At 71.7% G+C, this 17,481-nt stretch carries 15 protein-coding genes and 2 riboswitches; of the genes, 8 read left to right on the forward strand and 7 right to left on the reverse strand.

The window, feature by feature from the left end:
- The first annotated feature begins 31 nt into the window (after positions 1-31).
- Both ACFV9T_RS15945 and mctP read left to right on the forward strand, forming a co-directional pair.
- A complete protein-coding gene (locus tag ACFV9T_RS15945; protein WP_385440469.1) occupies positions 32-295 on the forward strand; it encodes a DUF3311 domain-containing protein in 264 nt (87 codons plus the stop codon).
- Positions 292-1,926, forward strand: coding sequence for a monocarboxylate uptake permease MctP (gene mctP / locus ACFV9T_RS15950; RefSeq protein ID WP_385440470.1), 1,635 nt, complete (start codon positions 292-294; stop codon positions 1,924-1,926). Before ACFV9T_RS15945 ends, mctP begins: the two co-directional genes overlap by 4 nt.
- Before the next feature lie 90 nt (positions 1,927-2,016).
- Here mctP and ACFV9T_RS15955 read toward each other — a convergent pair whose 3' ends face one another.
- Positions 2,017-2,331 carry a DMT family transporter gene (locus tag ACFV9T_RS15955; protein WP_385440473.1) on the reverse strand — a complete coding sequence of 105 codons (315 nt, stop codon included), beginning with the start codon at positions 2,329-2,331 and terminating at the stop codon, positions 2,017-2,019.
- A 32-nt stretch (positions 2,332-2,363) separates the two neighbouring features.
- Positions 2,364-2,425: riboswitch (guanidine-III (ykkC-III) riboswitch) on the reverse strand.
- A 185-nt stretch (positions 2,426-2,610) separates the two neighbouring features.
- Between ACFV9T_RS15955 and phsA the strand changes: the two genes are divergently transcribed.
- Positions 2,611-4,479, forward strand: coding sequence for an O-aminophenol oxidase PhsA (gene phsA / locus ACFV9T_RS15960; RefSeq protein ID WP_385440474.1), 1,869 nt, complete (start codon positions 2,611-2,613; stop codon positions 4,477-4,479).
- A 70-nt stretch (positions 4,480-4,549) separates the two neighbouring features.
- Here the strand turns inward: phsA and ACFV9T_RS15965 are convergent, their stop codons facing one another.
- On the reverse strand, positions 4,550-5,500 hold the full coding sequence (locus ACFV9T_RS15965; protein ID WP_385440476.1) for an IPT/TIG domain-containing protein: 951 nt from the start codon (positions 5,498-5,500) through the stop codon (positions 4,550-4,552).
- Between the two features lie 396 nt (positions 5,501-5,896).
- Between ACFV9T_RS15965 and ACFV9T_RS15970 the strand changes: the two genes are divergently transcribed.
- Together ACFV9T_RS15970 and ACFV9T_RS15975 are read left to right on the forward strand one after the other, a co-directional pair.
- Complete coding sequence (locus ACFV9T_RS15970; RefSeq protein WP_385440478.1) at positions 5,897-6,184, forward strand: hypothetical protein; 288 nt, start codon at positions 5,897-5,899, stop codon at positions 6,182-6,184.
- A gap of 237 nt (positions 6,185-6,421) precedes the next feature.
- A complete protein-coding gene (locus ACFV9T_RS15975) occupies positions 6,422-6,916 on the forward strand; it encodes a GNAT family N-acetyltransferase (RefSeq protein WP_385440480.1) in 495 nt (164 codons plus the stop codon).
- Here ACFV9T_RS15975 and ACFV9T_RS15980 read toward each other — a convergent pair.
- Genes ACFV9T_RS15980 through ACFV9T_RS15990 form a run of 3 tightly spaced genes read right to left on the reverse strand, consistent with a single transcriptional unit; the run spans position 6,913 to position 9,976 of the window.
- Positions 6,913-8,475 carry an FGGY-family carbohydrate kinase gene (locus tag ACFV9T_RS15980; protein ID WP_385440536.1) on the reverse strand — a complete coding sequence of 521 codons (1,563 nt, stop codon included), beginning with the start codon at positions 8,473-8,475 and terminating at the stop codon, positions 6,913-6,915. The two genes, ACFV9T_RS15975 and ACFV9T_RS15980, sit on opposite strands and share 4 nt — an antisense overlap.
- A gap of 47 nt (positions 8,476-8,522) precedes the next feature.
- A complete protein-coding gene (locus tag ACFV9T_RS15985; RefSeq protein WP_385440482.1) occupies positions 8,523-9,302 on the reverse strand; it encodes a DeoR/GlpR family DNA-binding transcription regulator in 780 nt (259 codons plus the stop codon).
- A complete protein-coding gene (locus ACFV9T_RS15990; RefSeq protein WP_385440484.1) occupies positions 9,299-9,976 on the reverse strand; it encodes a histidine phosphatase family protein in 678 nt (225 codons plus the stop codon). The genes ACFV9T_RS15985 and ACFV9T_RS15990 overlap by 4 nt, the downstream gene beginning before the upstream one ends.
- Before the next feature lie 131 nt (positions 9,977-10,107).
- Here ACFV9T_RS15990 and ACFV9T_RS15995 point away from each other — a divergent pair, with 131 nt between their 5' ends.
- The 3 genes from ACFV9T_RS15995 to ACFV9T_RS16005 all read left to right on the forward strand — a co-directional run bounded on the left by ACFV9T_RS15995 (position 10,108) and on the right by ACFV9T_RS16005 (position 15,420).
- A complete protein-coding gene (locus ACFV9T_RS15995; protein WP_385440538.1) occupies positions 10,108-11,577 on the forward strand; it encodes an FGGY family carbohydrate kinase in 1,470 nt (489 codons plus the stop codon).
- A gap of 130 nt (positions 11,578-11,707) precedes the next feature.
- A riboswitch (cobalamin riboswitch) is annotated at positions 11,708-11,848 on the forward strand.
- A 126-nt stretch (positions 11,849-11,974) separates the two neighbouring features.
- Positions 11,975-14,371, forward strand: coding sequence for a ribonucleoside-diphosphate reductase subunit alpha (locus tag ACFV9T_RS16000; protein WP_385440486.1), 2,397 nt, complete (start codon positions 11,975-11,977; stop codon positions 14,369-14,371).
- 17 nt (positions 14,372-14,388) lie between these two features.
- A complete protein-coding gene (locus ACFV9T_RS16005; RefSeq protein ID WP_385440487.1) occupies positions 14,389-15,420 on the forward strand; it encodes a ribonucleotide-diphosphate reductase subunit beta in 1,032 nt (343 codons plus the stop codon).
- Positions 15,421-15,503: 83 nt separating this feature from the next.
- On the opposite strand, the gene def is transcribed toward ACFV9T_RS16005, so the two are convergent.
- Positions 15,504-16,136 carry a peptide deformylase gene (gene def / locus ACFV9T_RS16010; protein ID WP_385440489.1) on the reverse strand — a complete coding sequence of 211 codons (633 nt, stop codon included), beginning with the start codon at positions 16,134-16,136 and terminating at the stop codon, positions 15,504-15,506.
- A 135-nt stretch (positions 16,137-16,271) separates the two neighbouring features.
- The gene (locus tag ACFV9T_RS16015) at positions 16,272-17,258 is read right to left on the reverse strand and encodes a tetratricopeptide repeat protein (protein WP_385440491.1); all 987 of its coding nucleotides are present in this window, start codon (positions 17,256-17,258) and stop codon (positions 16,272-16,274) included.
- Positions 17,259-17,481: the final 223 nt, after the last annotated feature.

Genomic DNA, 17,481 nt, shown 5'->3' on the forward strand with positions numbered 1-17,481 from the left:
TGATGAGCCGAGGGGACGGGAGCCCGCCGCCATGCCAGACACGTCCGCCACGCCCCCAGACAGGAGACCGGTCGTCACGCTCTCGCGTGTCGTGATCGCGCTCTGTCTCGTCGCGCCCTTCGTGGCGATGCTGTGGGTCGGCTCGTACGCGAAGATCGAGCCCACCTTCATCGGCATCCCGTTCTTCTACTGGTACCAGATGGCCTGGGTGCCCATCTCGGCCGCGCTGACGTCGACCGCGTACGTCCTGGTCCGCCGTGAGAAGCGGGCGCGCAAGGGAGGCGGTTCCGCATGAACGACGGCGTGAACGGCGTCGCGCTCGCCGTCTTCATCTTCTTCTTCCTCGCCGTCACGGTGATGGGCTTCCTCGCCGCCCGCTGGCGGGCCGCGGAGAACTCCGACAACCTCGACGAATGGGGGCTCGGCGGCCGCAGCTTCGGCACCTGGATCACCTGGTTCCTGCTGGGCGGCGACCTCTACACCGCGTACACCTTCGTCGCCGTCCCGGCGGCGATCTACGCGACGGGCGCGGCGGGGTTCTTCGCGGTGCCGTACACCATCCTGGTGTATCCGCTGATCTTCACCTTCCTGCCCCGGCTGTGGTCGGTGTCGCACAAGCACGGATACGTCACCACCTCGGACTTCGTCCGCGGCCGCTTCGGCTCCAAGGGGCTCTCGCTGGCCGTCGCGGTCACCGGCATCCTCGCCACCATGCCGTACATCGCCCTCCAGCTCGTCGGCATCCAGGCGGTGCTGGACGTGATGGGCGTGGGCGGCGGCGAGGACACCAACTGGTTCATCAAGGACCTTCCGCTGCTGATCGCCTTCGGTGTGCTCGCCGCGTATACCTACTCGTCCGGGCTGCGCGCCCCCGCGCTCATCGCCTTCGTCAAGGACACCCTGATCTACATCGTCATCGCGGTGGCGATCATCTACATCCCGATCAAGCTGGGTGGCTTCGACGACATCTTCGCCAAGGCGGGCCACGCCCTGTCGCAGGAGAATCCGGCCACCGGGCAGCCCAAGGGCGCGCTCGCCAGCGGCGACAACCAGCAGTGGGGCTACGCCACGCTCGCCCTCGGCTCGGCGCTGGCGCTCTTCATGTATCCGCACTCGATCACCGCCACGCTCTCCAGCCGCAGCCGTGAGGTGATCCGCCGCAACACGACCATCCTGCCGCTGTACTCGCTGATGCTGGGCCTGCTGGCGCTGCTCGGCTTCATGGCGATCGCGGCAGGCGTGAAGGTGGAGAACGGACAGCTGGCGATCCCCCAGCTCTTCGAGAACATGTTCCCCGACTGGTTCGCGGGGGTCGCCTTCGCCGCCATCGGCATCGGCGCGCTCGTCCCGGCGGCCATCATGTCCATCGCCGCGGCGAACCTGTTCACCCGCAACATCTACAAGGACTTCCTGCGGCCGGACGCCACTCCGGCGCAGGAGACCAAGGTCTCCAAGCTGACCTCGCTGCTGGTGAAGGTGGGCGCGCTGGCCTTCGTCCTGACCATGGACAAGACCGTCGCGATCAACTTCCAGCTGCTGGGCGGCATCTGGATCCTGCAGACCTTCCCGGCCCTGGTGGGCGGCCTGTTCACCCGCTGGTTCCACCGGTGGGCGCTGCTCGGCGGCTGGGCGGTCGGCATGCTCTACGGCACGCTCGCGGCGTACGGCGTGGCCAGCCCGACCCAGAAGCACTTCGGCGGCAGCTCGGACGAGATCCCGGGCATCGGCGAGATCGGCTACATCGGTTTCACCGCCTTCGTCCTCAACATCGTGGTCACCGTGGTGCTCACGGTCGTCCTGCGGGCGCTGAAGGCCCCCGACGGCGTGGACGAGACGTCCGCGTCGGACTACACGGCGGACGCGGGCGAGCCCGGCGTCCAGGCCGACCTGCCCCCGGCGACGGCGGGCGCGCCCGGCGGCCACTGAGATCGATGTTCCACGGCGGGCCGCCGCCTCCTGCGCGGGATTCCTCACGGGATTCCTCGCGGGAGGCGGCGGCCCGTTTCGTCTGTCCGCTCAGTGCAGCAGCTTCAGGCCCACCACACCGCTGACGATCAGGCCCAGGCAGACGATCCGCCCCGCGCTCACCGGGTCACCGAGCGCGATCATTCCGTAGACCGCGGTGCCCACCGCTCCGATCGCGACCCACACCGCGTAGCCGGTGCCGATGGGGATGGAGCGCATCGCGTAGGACAGCCCAGCCATGCTCAGCGCGGCGGCGGCGACGAACAGCAGAGTGGGGCGAAGACGGCTGAAACCGTGCGACGCCGAGAGCGCCGCCGCCCAGACCGTCTCCAGGAGACCGGACAGCATCAGAAGAATCCACGCCATGACAGGAACCTCACGTAGCAACAGACACGCTGACTACGCCGTCTTGTCGTGACCGGGTACGACGCGCTCGTCCGGGGTGCCGAGGGCACCGTGTTCCAACGTAACACCGGACCGGACGCCCCAAATCCACCCTCTTGTTCCGGCCAATTCTGCCCAGAATGGCGTATTCCGCCATCTTCCACGCAACTCCCGTGCGCCCCCTGCCCGTCTGGAAGGGCGAAAGGTGTGACGCCGACGACCAACGGTGTCACGAGGGAAACACACACGGGGGTTTCGCCCATGTCCGACACGCTTGTCCAGAACACTTCTCCTGTCCAGAACACTTCCGAGGAGACGGCGGAGCAGAGCGCTCCGGCCGCGCCCGCCGCGGGGCTGGTGCCCTTCATGGACGCCCTGCGCATACCGCCGCGGCTGCGGCCGGGGAAGGCCAAGGCGCTTCAGGGGATCAACGTCGATCTGCGCGCCACCTGGGTGCGGCTGCACTCACAGCTGCCGCCGACCCGGGTGTGGACCTACGAGGGGCACTTCCCCGGGCCCACCATCGAGGTGCGCCGCAAGCAGCGGCTGCGCGTGGCCTGGACGAACCGGCTGTCCGGCGCGTACCCGGTGACCGCGTACGAGGTACCTCTCGCCACCCCGCCCGCGGTCAACGCGCCGGGCCACGACGAGGCCGGTGCCGAGGAGGTCAAGGGCGTGGCGGAGCTGACCCCGTGGTCGGTGACGCATCTGCACGGCGCCCCGACCGGCGCGGGCAACGACGGGTGGGCGCAGAACGCGGTCACGCCCGGCGACTCCCAGCTCTCCGAGTACCCGAACGACTGCCGTGCGACGGCGCTCTGGTACCACGACCACGCCATGCACATCACCCGGTGGAACGTGTTCTCCGGCCTGGCGGGCATGTACCTCATCCGGGACGAGGAGGAGGACGCGCTGCGGCTGCCGCGCGACGAGTACGAGGTGCCGCTGGTCCTGATGGACCGCAACCTCGACACGGACCCCGACGGACGGCTGACCGGGCGGCTGCTGCACAAGGTGCAGACCGTCGGCCAGGACCCCGAGGGGCGCAACATCACCACGCCGTTCTCCGGGCCGTACACACTGGTCAACGGGGTGATCTGGCCGTACCTGGACGTCGAGGCGCGGTGGTACCGGTTCCGGGTGGTCAACGCGTCCAACGCCCGCTTCTACCGGCTGGCGCTGATCGACGAGGAGACCGGTGAGCAGGTGACCGGGGCGGTCAAGCAGATCGGCACCGACGGCGGGCTGCTGGACCGCCCGGTGGACCTCGACGCCCCGGTGTCCATCTCCCCCGCCGAACGGCTCGACCTGCTGATCGACTTCTCCCGGCTGCGCGGGCGCAGCCTGCGGCTGGTCAACACCCCGGCCGGGAAGCGTCCGGGCGAGGCCGACGAGGCGAGGGGGGTGCCGTATCCGCAGGTGATGCGGTTCCGGGTGGGCCGCGAGCGGGTCCGCGACCGCTTCGTGCTGCCGAAGGTGCTCTCCTCGTTCCAGCGGCTCACCCACGCCAACGCCCCCTCGCACGGGCACCGGGTCATCGCGCTGACCCCGCCCGGCACGGTCGGCGGCAACGGCCACCCGGAGATCTGGGAGCTGGAGGAGGTCCCGGCGTCCGAGGCGACGGCCCCGGGGGACGGGGTGATCCAGGTCAGGAACGACAAGGGCGCGACGGTCACGTACCGGCGGATCGCCCGCTCCTTCGACGACACCATGGGCTTCAGCGTCGAGCTGGACGCCTGGGAGCAGTGGAGCTTCCTGAACCTGGGCGGCCCGACCCACCCGATGCACATCCACCTGATCAGCTTCCAGGCGATGAGCCGTCAGTCGTACGCGGCGACGGGCTTCGACCCGGCGCTGGGCGGAACCCGCGAGGGCACGCCGGTCACGTACTCCGGTGAGCTGGAGGTGGCGCCGAGCGAGCGGGGCTGGAAGGACACCATCCAGGTCGCGGGCGGCGAGATGGTCAATGTCATCGGCCGCTACACCGGGGCGACGGGCCGCTTCATGTACCACTGCCACATCCTGGAGCACGAGGACATGGCGATGATGCGGCCGTTCCTGGTCACCCCGGGGCCGGTGCTCGCCTTCGACCACCACCGGCCGGGCGGCGGCCACCACGGCGCCGTCTAGGACGCGTCGGCACACGTCGGCACCGGCAGCCGGGGCGCCCCGGCTGCCGGTGCCGTACGGCTCATACGCGTCACACGTACAGGAAGCCGCCCGGGACGGTGGCGGTTCCGAAGGCCGTCACCAGGGTGACGGTCGCGGCACCGGCCACTCCGGGCGGGGTGACGCCGGTGACCGTGGTGGCGGTGGCGACCACGCCGGTGGCGGGAACGCCGTTGAACAGCACGCCCAGCACGCCGCCGAGGTTGGTCCCGTTGACGGTGAACGCCGTACTGCCGGCCGCCGGTCCGGTGTTGGGAACGATGTTGACGGGCACCGGCGGGGGCGGAGCCACGAAGTAGGTGAACCCGCCCGGGATGCTGGTGGCGCCACCGGGGCCGCTGAGGACCACGGCGACGGTGCCGCCGCCCGCCGGGCCCGCCGGAGTGATGCCGACCAGCTGGGTCCCGGCGGGGTTCACGGCCAGGATGCTCCCCGGGACACCGCCGAAGGTGATGCTGGTGACCGTGTTCAGGTTGGTGCCGTTGACCACGAACACGGTGCCGCCGGTGGTCGGGCCCACGGCCGGGGTGATGGAGGTGGCGGTGGGCGGGGGCGGCGCCACGTAGGTGTACGGCTGGCTGTTGCTGGTGCCGGCGGTGGTGGTGACGAGCACCTGGACGGTCCCGGCCGCGTGCGGCGGGGCGATCACCACGACGACGTCGGTGGTGGGGTTGGGGTACCCCGGCCAGCCGCCACCGCCGCCACCCCAGCCGCCGCCACCGCCGCCCCAGCCGCCGCCACCGGGCCAGTCGTTGCCCTGCTGGGCGCTGGCGTAGGGCTGGCTGACGATGGTGGCGGGGACGCCGCCGAAGGTCACGCTGATGACGTTGCGCAGGTTCGTCCCGGTCAGCTGGACGAGGTTCCCGCCGCTGGTGGGGCCCGAGTTGGGCACCACGGACAGCAGCAGCGGCGGGCCCACCGGATTCGGGGGCCAGTAGCCCGCGGTGGGTGCGGCGGTGGGCACGAGAGCGGTCGAGGTCATGATGCGTCCTCCCGGGGAAGGGTCAGATGAGGTGCACTGGGCGCACGCAGGCCGACAGCGGAGGAAAGGGAAGCTGGTGGGCCGCCGAGCGGGGCGCAGGAACGGTGCACGAGTGAGGCGGGAGCAACGGAGCGAATTCCCGGCTCCTGAATGGCTGACGAGGTATGGGGCAGCCTCGATGCCACTTTCCAGTTATCCACGCACATCCGTATCGCTCAAGACCTCAGAACACCCATCACTCGTTTGGCGCACACGGGCTCGCACGGTGGCGCATTCATATGACGAACGCTCGGCCATTCGGGGGAATCTTCTGACGGGGTATCGCCTGTTGGGGCCCATCGTGCTTGTAATAACTACATCGCACCGATAGGGATCGCACCATTAGGGAACGATCCGATGAGCCTTGCAGCGTTCCTTCTCGCCCTCGGCGCCACCTGCCGCATCACCCGCTTCATCACCAAGGACACGCTGGCGGCGGGGTTCCGGACCCGGGTCGCCGACCGCTTCGGCGACGATTCCCCGGTCACCTATCTGGTCAACTGCGGCTGGTGCACCAGCACCTGGGTGGCCGTGGCCACCGCCTTCTACGCCTACTCGCTGGACGCCACCGCGTGGTTCCAGATCCCGGCCACCGCCCTGACGCTTTCCTATCTCGCCGGTGTGGCATCGCGGTGGCTGGACTGACGCGACTGACTGGACTGACGCGACGGAAAGGAAGAGCATCCATGGGCTGCAACTGCGGCGGCGCATCGCCGCCGAGAAGTGTCCTTTACCAATTGACGCTGCCGGACGGCACGGTCCGCCGCTACGTCACGTACCAGGAAGCCGAGGCGGCCAACAAGCGCGCCGGTTCCACCGGGGTGATCAGCACCGTCACCCGGTGACGGCCCGGTTGTCGGTGGCGTGCGGCAGACTGCGGACATGGATGTCACGATCAGACGCGCACGGGACGAGGAACTGGACGACATCGGGGAGTTCACGGCGGCCGTGTACCTCGGCGATGGGCTGCTGGACTTCGGGGCCGAAGACCCGTATCTCGACGAGCTGCGCAACGCGCGGAAGCGGGCCACCGGATCGGAGGTGCTGGTCGCTGTCAGCGATGGCGTGGTGCTGGGGGCGCTGGCGTTCGCCGTGCACGGGGGGACGTACGCGGAGCTGGCCCGTCCGGACGAGAGCGAGTTCCGGATGCTCGCGGTGCGGCCCGAGGCCCGGCGGCGCGGGGCGGCCGAGGCGCTGGTGCGGGCCTGTATGGACCGGACGCGGGAGCTGGGGCTCGGGGGCATGGTCCTGTCCACCCACCCCAGGATGACCACCGCCCACCGGCTCTACCAGCGGCTGGGCTTCCGGCGCGCGCCGGAGCGGGACTGGTACCCGGTCCCGGAGGTCGGTCTGTGGGCGTTCACCGTGCGGTTCTAGCGCGGCAGCCAGCCGCGCTCCCGCAGCGCCTCGGTGAACGTGGCGTACGAGGCGTCGAGCGCGGCGTGCTCGCGCGCGTCCGGTGCGACGTCCCGGCCCGGGCGGACCATCGCGGCGGCGCTCGCCGTGAGGTCGGGGTGGAGCGTCCCGGAGGCGGCCAACAGGGCGGCGCCGAAGGCCGTTTCGGCATGCTCGGCGACGCGCAGGGGGCGGTGGAGCACGGTGGCGCGGATCCGGGTCCACAGCGCGCTGCGGCTGCCGCCGCCCGCGGCCCACAGCGGACCCTCGACCGCCACGCCCAGGTCGGCCGCCCGCTCCAGTGCGAGACGTTCCAGGAAGGCCAAGCCCTCCAGCGTGGCGCGGTGCCGGTCGGCGTCGTCGGCCGGAGTGCCGAGGACGAAGCCCCTGGCCGTGCCGCTGACGAACGGGAATCGCTCGCCCTCGCGGCACAGCGGATACGCGACCACGGAGGCCGGGCCCCGGTCCGCCGCGGCGCGGTCGAGCGTGGGCAGCCGGTCGGACGGGAGGTGTGCGAGGGCTTCGCCGCCGGTGTTGGAGGCGCCGCCCGGCAGCCACCAGCCGTCGGGGTGGCGGTGGCTGTAGAGCGCGCCGGAGGGGTCGGCGACCAGGTCCCGGGTGACGCCCTTGAGGACGTACGTGGTGCCGAGGATCCCCACGAACTGCCCCGGCCGCACGGCCCCGGTGGCGAGCTGTCCGGCACAGCCGTCGGTCATGCCGAGCCGGACCGCGCACCCGGTCGGCAGCCCGGTCTCCGCCGAGGCGTCCGCGCACACCGTGCCGACGGCGGTGGCCGGGGGCTGGACGGACGGCAGCCACCGGGCCGGTACGCCGAGCGCGTCGAAGACCTCGCCGGGCCACTCCCCGGCGCGCGCGTCGTAGCCGCTCTTGAGGGCGTGGGACCAGTCGGTGGCGACGGGCCCGCCGGTGAGCCGCCACCCGACGAGGTCGGGGGTGTGGAGGAGGTGGCGGCCGCGCACGACCTGTTGCGAGCGCCGGACGACCTCATGAGCAACATGCCGGTTCCCATGGGCCCGATGCCCAAGGGTATGGGCATGCCGATCCGCATCTGACAGCCCCGGGGCGCCCGCCACCCCCTCCCCACCCGCGAGCCAGGCGATGCGGCCGAGGGCGGCGGTCGGGGCGACCGACAGGCCGAGGGCCCGCCAGCGCTCGGCGCCCGCCTCCTGGGCGCGGGCGTTGAGACCGGCGGCGCGGCGGTCGTCGTACATCAGGGCGGGGCCGAGCGGTTCGCCCCGGCCGTCCGCGAGGACGATCGTGCCGGAGGTGGCGGCGACGGCCACCGCCACGACCTCCCGGCCGCCCGCCGGAAGGGCCCCGGTGGCCTGGCGCAGGGCCGACGCGACGGCGGGCCACCAGGCCGTGGCGTCCTGTTCGCTGCGCCCGCCCTCGCCCCGGCGCGGGGGCGGGAGTTGGGCGCCGCCCCGCGCCCGTACGCGCCCGTGTGCGTCCGTACACACCACCCGCACGGCCGCCGTGGCGATGTCGATCCCCGCGACGACCTCGGCCCGGTCGGACATCACGCATCACGCCTCTCACGTATCGCGTTAAGTTCACACTGGTGACGTTAAGAAGGGCTGGGTGCGATCCTCACATCCGTGCGCTCCCGCCACTCCCCCACCAGCCGGGCGTCCGCCCCGCCGTCCACCACCAGATGGTCGAAGTCGGCCAGCGGGCGCAGCCGGTGGAGCGCCGTGCGCCGGGTCTTGGACGCGTCCATCAGCAGCACCGTGCGGGCGGCGGCGGCGAGCATGGCGCGCTTGACCAGCACCACGTCCTGCTCCTGGTGGTACGTGGTCGTCGCGTCCATGGCCGAGGTGCTGACCAGCGCCAGGTCCACCGAGAGCGCCCCGATGGCCTCCGCGCACGGCACGCCGAGGAAGGAGTCATGGGTGTGCGAGTACTCCCCGCCGAGCCCGATCAGCCGGATCCGGGGCGCCCCGGCGAAGACCTCGATCACCCGCCGGGCGTTGGTCACCACCGTCAGCGGGGTGGAGCCCACCAGCAGCCGGGCGAGCGCGAGGGCGGTCGTGGAGTCGTCCAGCATGACCGACATCCCGGGCTCGACCAGCTCCGCGGCGGTGGCGGCCACCGCCTCCTTCTCGGCCCGGTGGGCACCCATCCGGTAGGCGAGGCTGGACTCGAAGACCGACGACGGCAAGGCCGAGACCCCGCCCCTGAACTTGCGCAGTACGCCGAGCCGGGCCAGCTCGTCCAGGTCCCGGTGCACGGTCATCAGGCTGACCCCGGTGAGGTCGGCCAGCTCGGCCGCGGTGGCGGTGGAGTGCGCGAGGACGTGTTCGGTGATGGCCTGTCTGCGGGCCTCCTGGGAGCGGGCGGTGGTCATGGGCGGGCCTCTCCCCTCATGCCGCCGGTCGTCGGGCCGCCCGTCTGCACGTCACCGGTCGGCACGCCGCCCGTCGGCACGTTCAGGGAGCGCAGCGCCGTGCGGTCGCCGTCGATCCCGATCTCGGTCACCGCCGCGTTGTCCAGCCGGGGGAAGACCGTGCGGTAGCGGCCCACGGGGATGCCGAGCAGCGCGCACAGCGCCACCCGCAGCAGGCTGTTGTGCGCCACCACGAGCACCGTACGGTCCGGATGTGCCGCGGCCAGCCGCCGCAGGGCGGCGACGGCCCGGGCCGCGGCCTCGCCGGGCCGCTCCGAGCCGGGGAAGGCCCCGGCGTCGGGGTCCTCACGGAACGCCCGGACGGCCGCCGCGTCCTCCGCCTCCATCTCGGCGAGGGTGCGGCCCTCGCCCCAGCCGAAGTCCATCTCGCGCAGATCCTCGACGACTTCGGGCACCAGGGACAGGGCGGTCGCGGGCGGTTCCGCGGTGTGCCGCGCCCGGCCGAGCGGGGAGCAGGCCACCGCGTCGATCCCGCGCCCCCGCACCCAGTGGGCAAGGGCCCGCGCCTGCCCGTGGCCGCGCTCGGTCAGCGCGATGTCCGAGGTTCCGGCGTACCGGTTCTCCGCGTGCCACGCGGTCTCTCCGTGGCGTACGAGCAGCAGTCGGGCGGTCATCCGGGGCTCCCCTGTGCGTCGGCCAGCCGGTGTGTCGGCCAGTGCCTGGACCATTGCCTCATCACGTCTCTGATGTTAAATCTAGCATCGCTGATGTGAGGGGACACCGAGGTTCCGGAGGGCAGCAGGCCATGCGCGCGATCATCGGAGTGGATGTCGGCACCTCGGTCACCAAGGCCGTGGCCTTCGGTCGCGACGGGGTCGCCCTCGCCTCCGCCGCCCGCCCCAGCCGACTGGACCGGCTGCCCGGCGGCCGGGTCGAACAGGACCTGGAGGACGTGCTCCGCACGGTCGCCGAGGTGGTGCGCGAGGTCGCCGCCGCGCTCCCCGCGCCACCCGCCGCGCTCGCGCTCACCGGCCAGGGCGACGGGCTGTGGCTGCGCGACGAGGCGGGCCGGGCGGTGCGTCCGCCGATCTCCTGGCTGGACGGCCGGGGAGGGGAGACCGTCGCCCGCTGGCGCGCCGACGGCACGCTCACCGCCCTCTACGCCCTCACCGGCTCCGGACTGTTCCCCGGCTGCCACGCCCCGCTGCTGCGCTGGCTGGCCGAGCACGAACCGGCGGCGCTGGAGCGGGCGTCGGTCGCGGGGTACTGCGTGGACGCGGTGGCCCAGCGGCTGACCGGTGTCATCACCGTGGACGCCTCGGACGCCTCCCTCCCGTTCCTCGACGTCACCACCCGTACGTATGTGCCCGCCGCTCTGGAGCTGTGCGGGCTGGGCGACCACGCCCGGCTGCTGCCGCCGCCCGCCGCGCCCGGCACCGTCCTCGCGCTGGACGACGAAGGCGCCCGGCTGACCGGGCTGCCGCCCGGACTGCCCGTCGTCTCCGGCCCGTACGACCTTCCGGCGTGCGCCATCGGCAGCGGGGTGCGGGACGTGGGCGACGGGCTGCTCATCGTCGGCACCACGCTGGCCTGTCAGGTGCTCACCGACCGCGCCGTGGTGGACCCGGCCGCCGATCCGGCCGGAATGTGGCTGTGCGTCCCGGATCAGGACCGCTGGCTGCGCGCGATGCCCGCGATGGTCGGCACCGCCGCGCTGCGCTGGGTGCTCGATCTCACAGGGACGACCACGGCCGAGCTGGACACCCTGCTCGGCCAGAGCCCGCCGGGCGCGGGCGGCGTGACCGCACTGCCCTTCCTGTCCGGCGCCGGGGAACGCGCCCCCTTCGTGGAGCCCGCCGCCCAGGGCCGGTTGGACGGCCTCGGCCTCGGCACCAGCCGCGCCGACGCCGTACGGGCCGTCTGCGAGGCCGTCGCCTACGCGGCCCGCCACTGCCTGGAGGCGGCCGGGCTCTCGGGGCGGCTCGCGCTGTGCGGCGGGGGCGTGCGCTCCGCCGCGTGGACGGAGATTTTCGCGGATGTCATTGGTCACCCCGCGGCCGTCCCGGACGAGCCGGAAGTCGGCGCGCGCGGCGCGGCGGCGGTCGCCTGGCGGTCCCTCGGCGACCCCGTGGACGCCCCGCACTGGCGCTCCGCGTCCCGTACCGTCGAGCCCCGGGCGGAGCTTCGCGGCGCGTACGAGGACGGCTACGCGGGCTACCGCGACCGCCTCGCCCGTGCCCTGGACGAATGGCGGACGAGCGGCCCGGCGAGCTAGTTTTCCCTGGGATTCCGGCGGGATTCCGGCAGGCTTCCAGGGGGCTTCCGGCGCGGCCAAAGCCTGACGCGACTAGCACATCTATGCGAATCCACCCAGCTGACGACACAACATCTGGGGGCGCGTGCGCAGCGCGACACAAGATGTATGCTCGTGCTCGCTGTCGCCGCAGGGGAATCCGGTGGGAATCCGGAACTGTCCCGCAACGGTGTACGTGTGCGCTTTTGCGCACCCGTGAGTCCGATGACCTGCCGACGGCCGTCTGCATACGTCCGGGCCTCGTGGGTTGGGTCGATGGACGCTGCGCGGTGTGCCCTGAAGCGGAATCGGCATGCCCGTAAGCGGCCATCGCGCACCGCCCTCGCAGGCCCCCAGCCGAGCGAGGGAGAACACTTCAGTGACCATCGCGCCCGCCGATCCGGTTTCAGAGGCAGCGGACTCTATGGCAGCGGCCGACGCGCCCGGGACCGCCCTGCTGCGGACCCTGACCGCGCTCACCGCCGACCTGCCCGCCACCGACCCCGGCAGGGTCGCGGCCGCCGCCCTGCGCGGCCGCCACTCCGGTTCGGACGAGGCGGAGTTGCGCTCCCTGGCGACCGAGGCGGCGGCCGGGCTCATCGGCGAGGAGCCGGAGTACTCCAAGCTCGCCGCGCGGCTGCTGACCCGCGCGATCGCCGACGAGGCGGCCGGGCAGGGCGCGGAATCCTTCTCGGCCTCCGTCGCCGTGGGCCACCGCGAGGGCCTGATCGCCGACTCCACCGCCGAGTTCGTCACCACCCACGCCACCCGGCTGGACGCGCTGGTCGACCAGGCGCTGGCCGACGGCGCGGACGACCGCTTCGGCTACTTCGGGCTGCGCACCCTGCACAGCCGCTATCTGCTGCGCCACCCGATCACCCGTCAGGTGATCGAGACCCCGCAGCACTTCCTGCTGCGGGTGGCCTGCGGGCTCGCCGAGGACCCGTCCGAGCGGGCGCTGGGCGACGTCGCCGAGCTGTACCGGATGACCAGCACGCTGTCGTACCTGCCCAGCTCCCCCACGCTGTTCAACTCCGGCACCCGGCACCCGCAGATGTCGTCCTGCTATCTGCTGGACTCGCCGCTGGACGAGCTGGACTCGATCTACAACCGCTACCACCAGGTCGCGCGCCTCTCGAAGCACGCGGGCGGCATCGGTCTGTCGTACTCCCGCATCCGCGCCCGCGGTTCGCTGATCCGCGGCACCAACGGGCACTCCAACGGCATCGTGCCGTTCCTGCGCACGCTCGACGCCTCCGTGGCCGCCGTCAACCAGGGCGGCCGTCGCAAGGGCGCGGCCTGTGTCTATCTGGAGACCTGGCACGCGGACCTGGAGGAGTTCCTGGAGCTGCGGGACAACACGGGCGAAGAGGCCCGCCGCACCCACAACCTCAACATCGCGCACTGGATCCCGGACGAGTTCATGCGCCGGGTCGAGGCGGACGCCGACTGGTCGCTGTTCTCCCCGGCGGACGCGCCCGAACTGGTCGACCTGTGGGGCGACGAGTTCGACGCCGCGTACCGGAAGGCCGAGGCCGAGGGGCGGGCGCTCAAGCAGGTCCCGGCGCGCCAGCTGTACTCCCGGATGATGCGCACCCTCGCGCAGACCGGCAACGGCTGGATGACGTTCAAGGACGCCGCCAACCGCACCGCCAACCAGACTGCCGAGCCGGGCAAGGTCGTCCACTCCTCCAACCTGTGCACCGAGATCCTGGAGGTCACCAACGACGGCGAGACCGCCGTCTGCAACCTCGGCTCGGTCAACCTCGCCCAGCACCTTGGCGAGGACGGGGAGATGGACTGGGAGCGTCTTGACCGCACCGTCCGCACCGCCGTGACCTTCCTCGACCGCGTGGTGGACATCAACTTCTACCCGACGGAGGAGGCCGGGGCCTCCAACTCCCGCTGGCGTCCGGTCGGGCTCGGTCTGATGGGCCTCCAGGACGTCTTCTTCCGCCTGCGGCTGCCGTTCGACTCGCCCGAGGCGAAGGCGCTCTCCACGCGGATCTCCGAGCGCATCATGCTCGCCGCGTACGAGGCGTCCTGCGACCTCGCCGAGCGCCACGGCCCGCACCCGGCGTGGGCCGAGACCCGCACCGCGCGCGGCGTCCTCCACCCGGACCACTACGCTGACGCGCAGGCCACCTGGCCCGAGCGCTGGGAGGCGCTGCGGCAGCGGATGACGGTGACCGGCATGCGGAACTCGCTGCTGCTGGCGATCGCGCCGACCGCCACCATCGCCTCCATCGCGGGCGTGTACGAGTGCATCGAGCCGCAGGTCTCCAACCTGTTCAAGCGCGAAACGCTCAGCGGTGAGTTCCTCCAGGTCAACAACTACCTGGTGAACGACCTGAAGAAGCTCGGCGTCTGGGACGCCCAGACCCGTGACGCGCTGCGCGAGGCCAACGGCTCGGTCCAGGACCTGTCCTGGGTCCCGCAGGACGTCCGCGACCTGTACCGCACCGCGTGGGAGGTCCCGCAGCGCGCCCTGATCGACATGGCGGCGGCCCGTACGCCGTACCTCGACCAGAGCCAGTCGCTGAACCTCTTCATGGCCGCGCCGACCATCGGCAAGCTCAGCTCGATGTACGCGTACGCCTGGAAGCGCGGCATCAAGACCACGTACTACCTGCGCTCCCGCCCGGCGACCCGGATCGCCCAGAGCGCCCGCGGTGGCGCCGCCACGGCCGCCGTCCCCACCCAGCAGACGCCCGCCGAGGCCGACGCGGTCGCCTGCTCCCTGGAAAACCCCGAGTCCTGCGAGGCCTGCCAGTAATGCCCACCGCATCCGAGATGACCACCGCGAACACCGCGCCGGACAGCACCAAGAACCTGCTCGACCCCGGGTTCGAGCTGACCCTGCGGCCGATGCGGTACCCGCAGTTCTACGACCGCTACCGGGACGCGATCAAGAACACCTGGACCGTGGAAGAGGTCGACCTCCACTCGGACGTCGCCGACCTCGCCAAGCTCTCCCCCGGTGAGCAGCACATGATCAGCCGACTGGTGGCGTTCTTCGCGACCGGCGACTCGATCGTGTCCAACAACCTGGTGCTGACGCTCTACAAGCACATCAACTCCCCCGAAGCGCGGCTGTACCTGTCGCGGCAGCTCTTCGAGGAGGCCGTGCACGTCCAGTTCTATCTGACCCTGCTGGACACCTACCTGCCCGACCCGGACGACCGGGCGGCGTCCTTCGCGGCGGTCGAGAACATCCCCTCCATCCGCGAGAAGGCGGAGTTCTGCTTCCGCTGGATGGACTCGGTGGAGAAGATCGACCGCCTGGAGTCCAAGGCCGACCGGCGCCGCTTCCTGCTCAACCTGATCTGCTTCGCGGCGTGCATCGAGGGCCTGTTCTTCTACGGCGCCTTCGCCTACGTCTACTGGTTCCGCTCGCGCGGCCTCCTGCACGGCCTGGCGACCGGCACCAACTGGGTCTTCCGCGACGAGTCCATGCACATGGAGTTCGCCTTCTCGGTCGTGGACACCGTCCGCGAGGAAGAGCCCGACCTCTTCGACGACGAGCTGGAGCAGCAGGTCATCGACATGCTGAAGGAGGCCGTCGAGGCGGAGCTCCAGTTCGCCCACGACCTGTGCGGCGACGGCCTGCCCGGTATGAACACCGCGTCGATGCGCGAGTACCTGCAGTGCGTGGCCGACCAGCGCCTGAAGCGCCTCGGCTTCCCGGCGGTCTTCGGCTCCGAGAACCCGTTCTCCTTCATGGAGCTGCAGGACGTCCAGGAGCTGACCAACTTCTTCGAACGCCGCGCCTCGGCCTACCAGGTGGCGGTCGAAGGCTCGGTCTCCTTCGACGACGACTTCTGAGCCTCTGCGTCTCGCGAACACAGAACAGGGCCGGACTCCCCGAGAGGGGGTCCGGCCCTGTGCCGTGCTGTACGGAGGTGCGCTCAGTCGTTCGGGACCGTCTCGTAGCGGGCGGTGCCCTCTGCCATCTGCCGGAGCACGTCCTTGCGGTCGCGCTTGGAGAGGCGGTCGATGTAGAGGTAGCCGTGGAGGTGGTCGGTCTCGTGCTGGAGGCAGCGGGCGAAGTAGCCGGTGCCGCGAACCGCGATCGGGTTGCCCTCGGCGTCCTGGCCGCGGACCACCGCGTAGTCCGGGCGGGCCAGCTCGCAGTAGGCGGTGGGGACCGACAGGCAGCCCTCGTTGGAGTCGTCGAGGACGCGGCGGTCGGCGGGCAGCTCCTCCACGACCGGGTTGCAGACCACGCCGACGTGGCGTACGCCCTCGTCGTCCAGGCAGTCGTAGACGAAGACCTTCAGGTCGACGCCGATCTGGTTGGCGGCCAGGCCGACGCCCTCCGCCGCGCGCTGGCTGGCGAACATGTCGTCGATCAGCGCCGCGAGCTTGTCGTCGAAGGCGGTGACGTCCTGGCACTCCTTGTGGAGCACCGGATTGCCGACGACGGTGATCGGGCGGGCGGTGCCGCGCTCGCGGTACGCCCGCTCGCGCTCCTCGCAGTCCTCCGTGTCCACGACGAACTCGTCGTCCACCTGCTGCTTCGTGGTCCCTTGCTGCGACATCGTCCGCCGTACGCCTTCCTTCAACCCTGATGCGTCGCCCTACAGGGTACGGCCCGCCCGGAGGGCCGGGGGATCAGCGGCCCTTCCGGGGCCTTTCCGGGGCCTTCCGGCGCCTTTCCGGGGCTTTGCGGGCGTTCAGCAGACCTCTTCCAGGTCCCGCCACTCCCGGGTGTCCGGGCTGTCGGCGACCCAGCCGTCCAGCAGCCCCCGCACCAGCCCGCTGGGCGCCGCGATGCCGCATTCGCGCTCGGCGACCCACAGGGAGCCCGAGCCCGCCGTACGGTGCCCCAGCGGGCCGGGGTGGCCGGGCTCGCTGTGGTCATGGGGGTCCAGGTGCTCGCCCTCGCCCTCGTCGCTCGGCATGCGGCTCTCCGAACAGGAACGGCACAGCAGCCGCACCGACGACGACCAGTCCTCGGCGGCGAAGCCCGCGTCCGCCGCGAGCCGCTCCAGGGCGTCCCGGTCGGCCTCGGTGGCCGCCTCCAGCAGCACCACCCAGGTCGGTACCGGCGACGGCGCCCACAGCTCGATCTCGTCGAAGACGGGGTAGGCCGGGCCCGCGGAGGTCACCCGCTCACCGTGCGGGACGCCGTCGTGCAGCACCACCTCGCCCCAGCGCCGCCCGGAGGACGGCAGCGGGATCGACAGCACCTCGATGCGGGCCGGGTCCAGGCGGCGGCCCCACACCACCTCGGCCTCGCCCTCGGGCGACAGCCGCACCGCCGCGCTGCCCAGCTCCATACCGAGCGGCTCACCGGACGCGGAGGCCTCGCCGGGCACCTTCAGCCCGTACGCCTGCCAGGCGCGGCGGGCCAGCGGCCAGTCCTGGAGGGCGGTCGCGGCGATGCCCACGTTCCACCAGTCGGGGGCGCCCGCCTCGCGGTCCAGCAGCGCGACCGCGCGCAGCCCGGCGGCCCGGGCCTGCTCCCAGTCGTGCCGGAACTTGTGCAGCAGCGCGAGGTTGAACCAGGACTCCGACAACCACGGCTCCAGGTCGGCGGCGCGGGTCAGCAGCGCGCCCGCGTCCTCGTACCGGCCGTCGCCGATGAGCGTGAACGCACGGTCCGTGGCCTGCCGCCATGAGGCGGACGGCCGGTGCCGTACCTTGCCGAAGATCTTCACGATTCCCGCCTGCCGGTATCGAAGTAGTCCCGTACCAGAGCCTTACGCGGACGGCGTCGCCCTCCCTGGAAGACAACCTGCCACACATCCGCGGACATCTCAGCCCAGCCCCTCACCCTTCGGCCGGGAGACGATGCCCACCTCACCTCCTTGCCACCGGCCATCGGCCCGACACCCCTCTCTCGCATCCAACCATGCCTCTTGGGAGACCCGCTCATTACCC

Source organism: Streptomyces sp. NPDC059850 (assembly GCF_042731515.1).
In the GTDB taxonomy this organism is placed as follows: Bacteria; Actinomycetota; Actinomycetes; order Streptomycetales; family Streptomycetaceae; genus Streptomyces.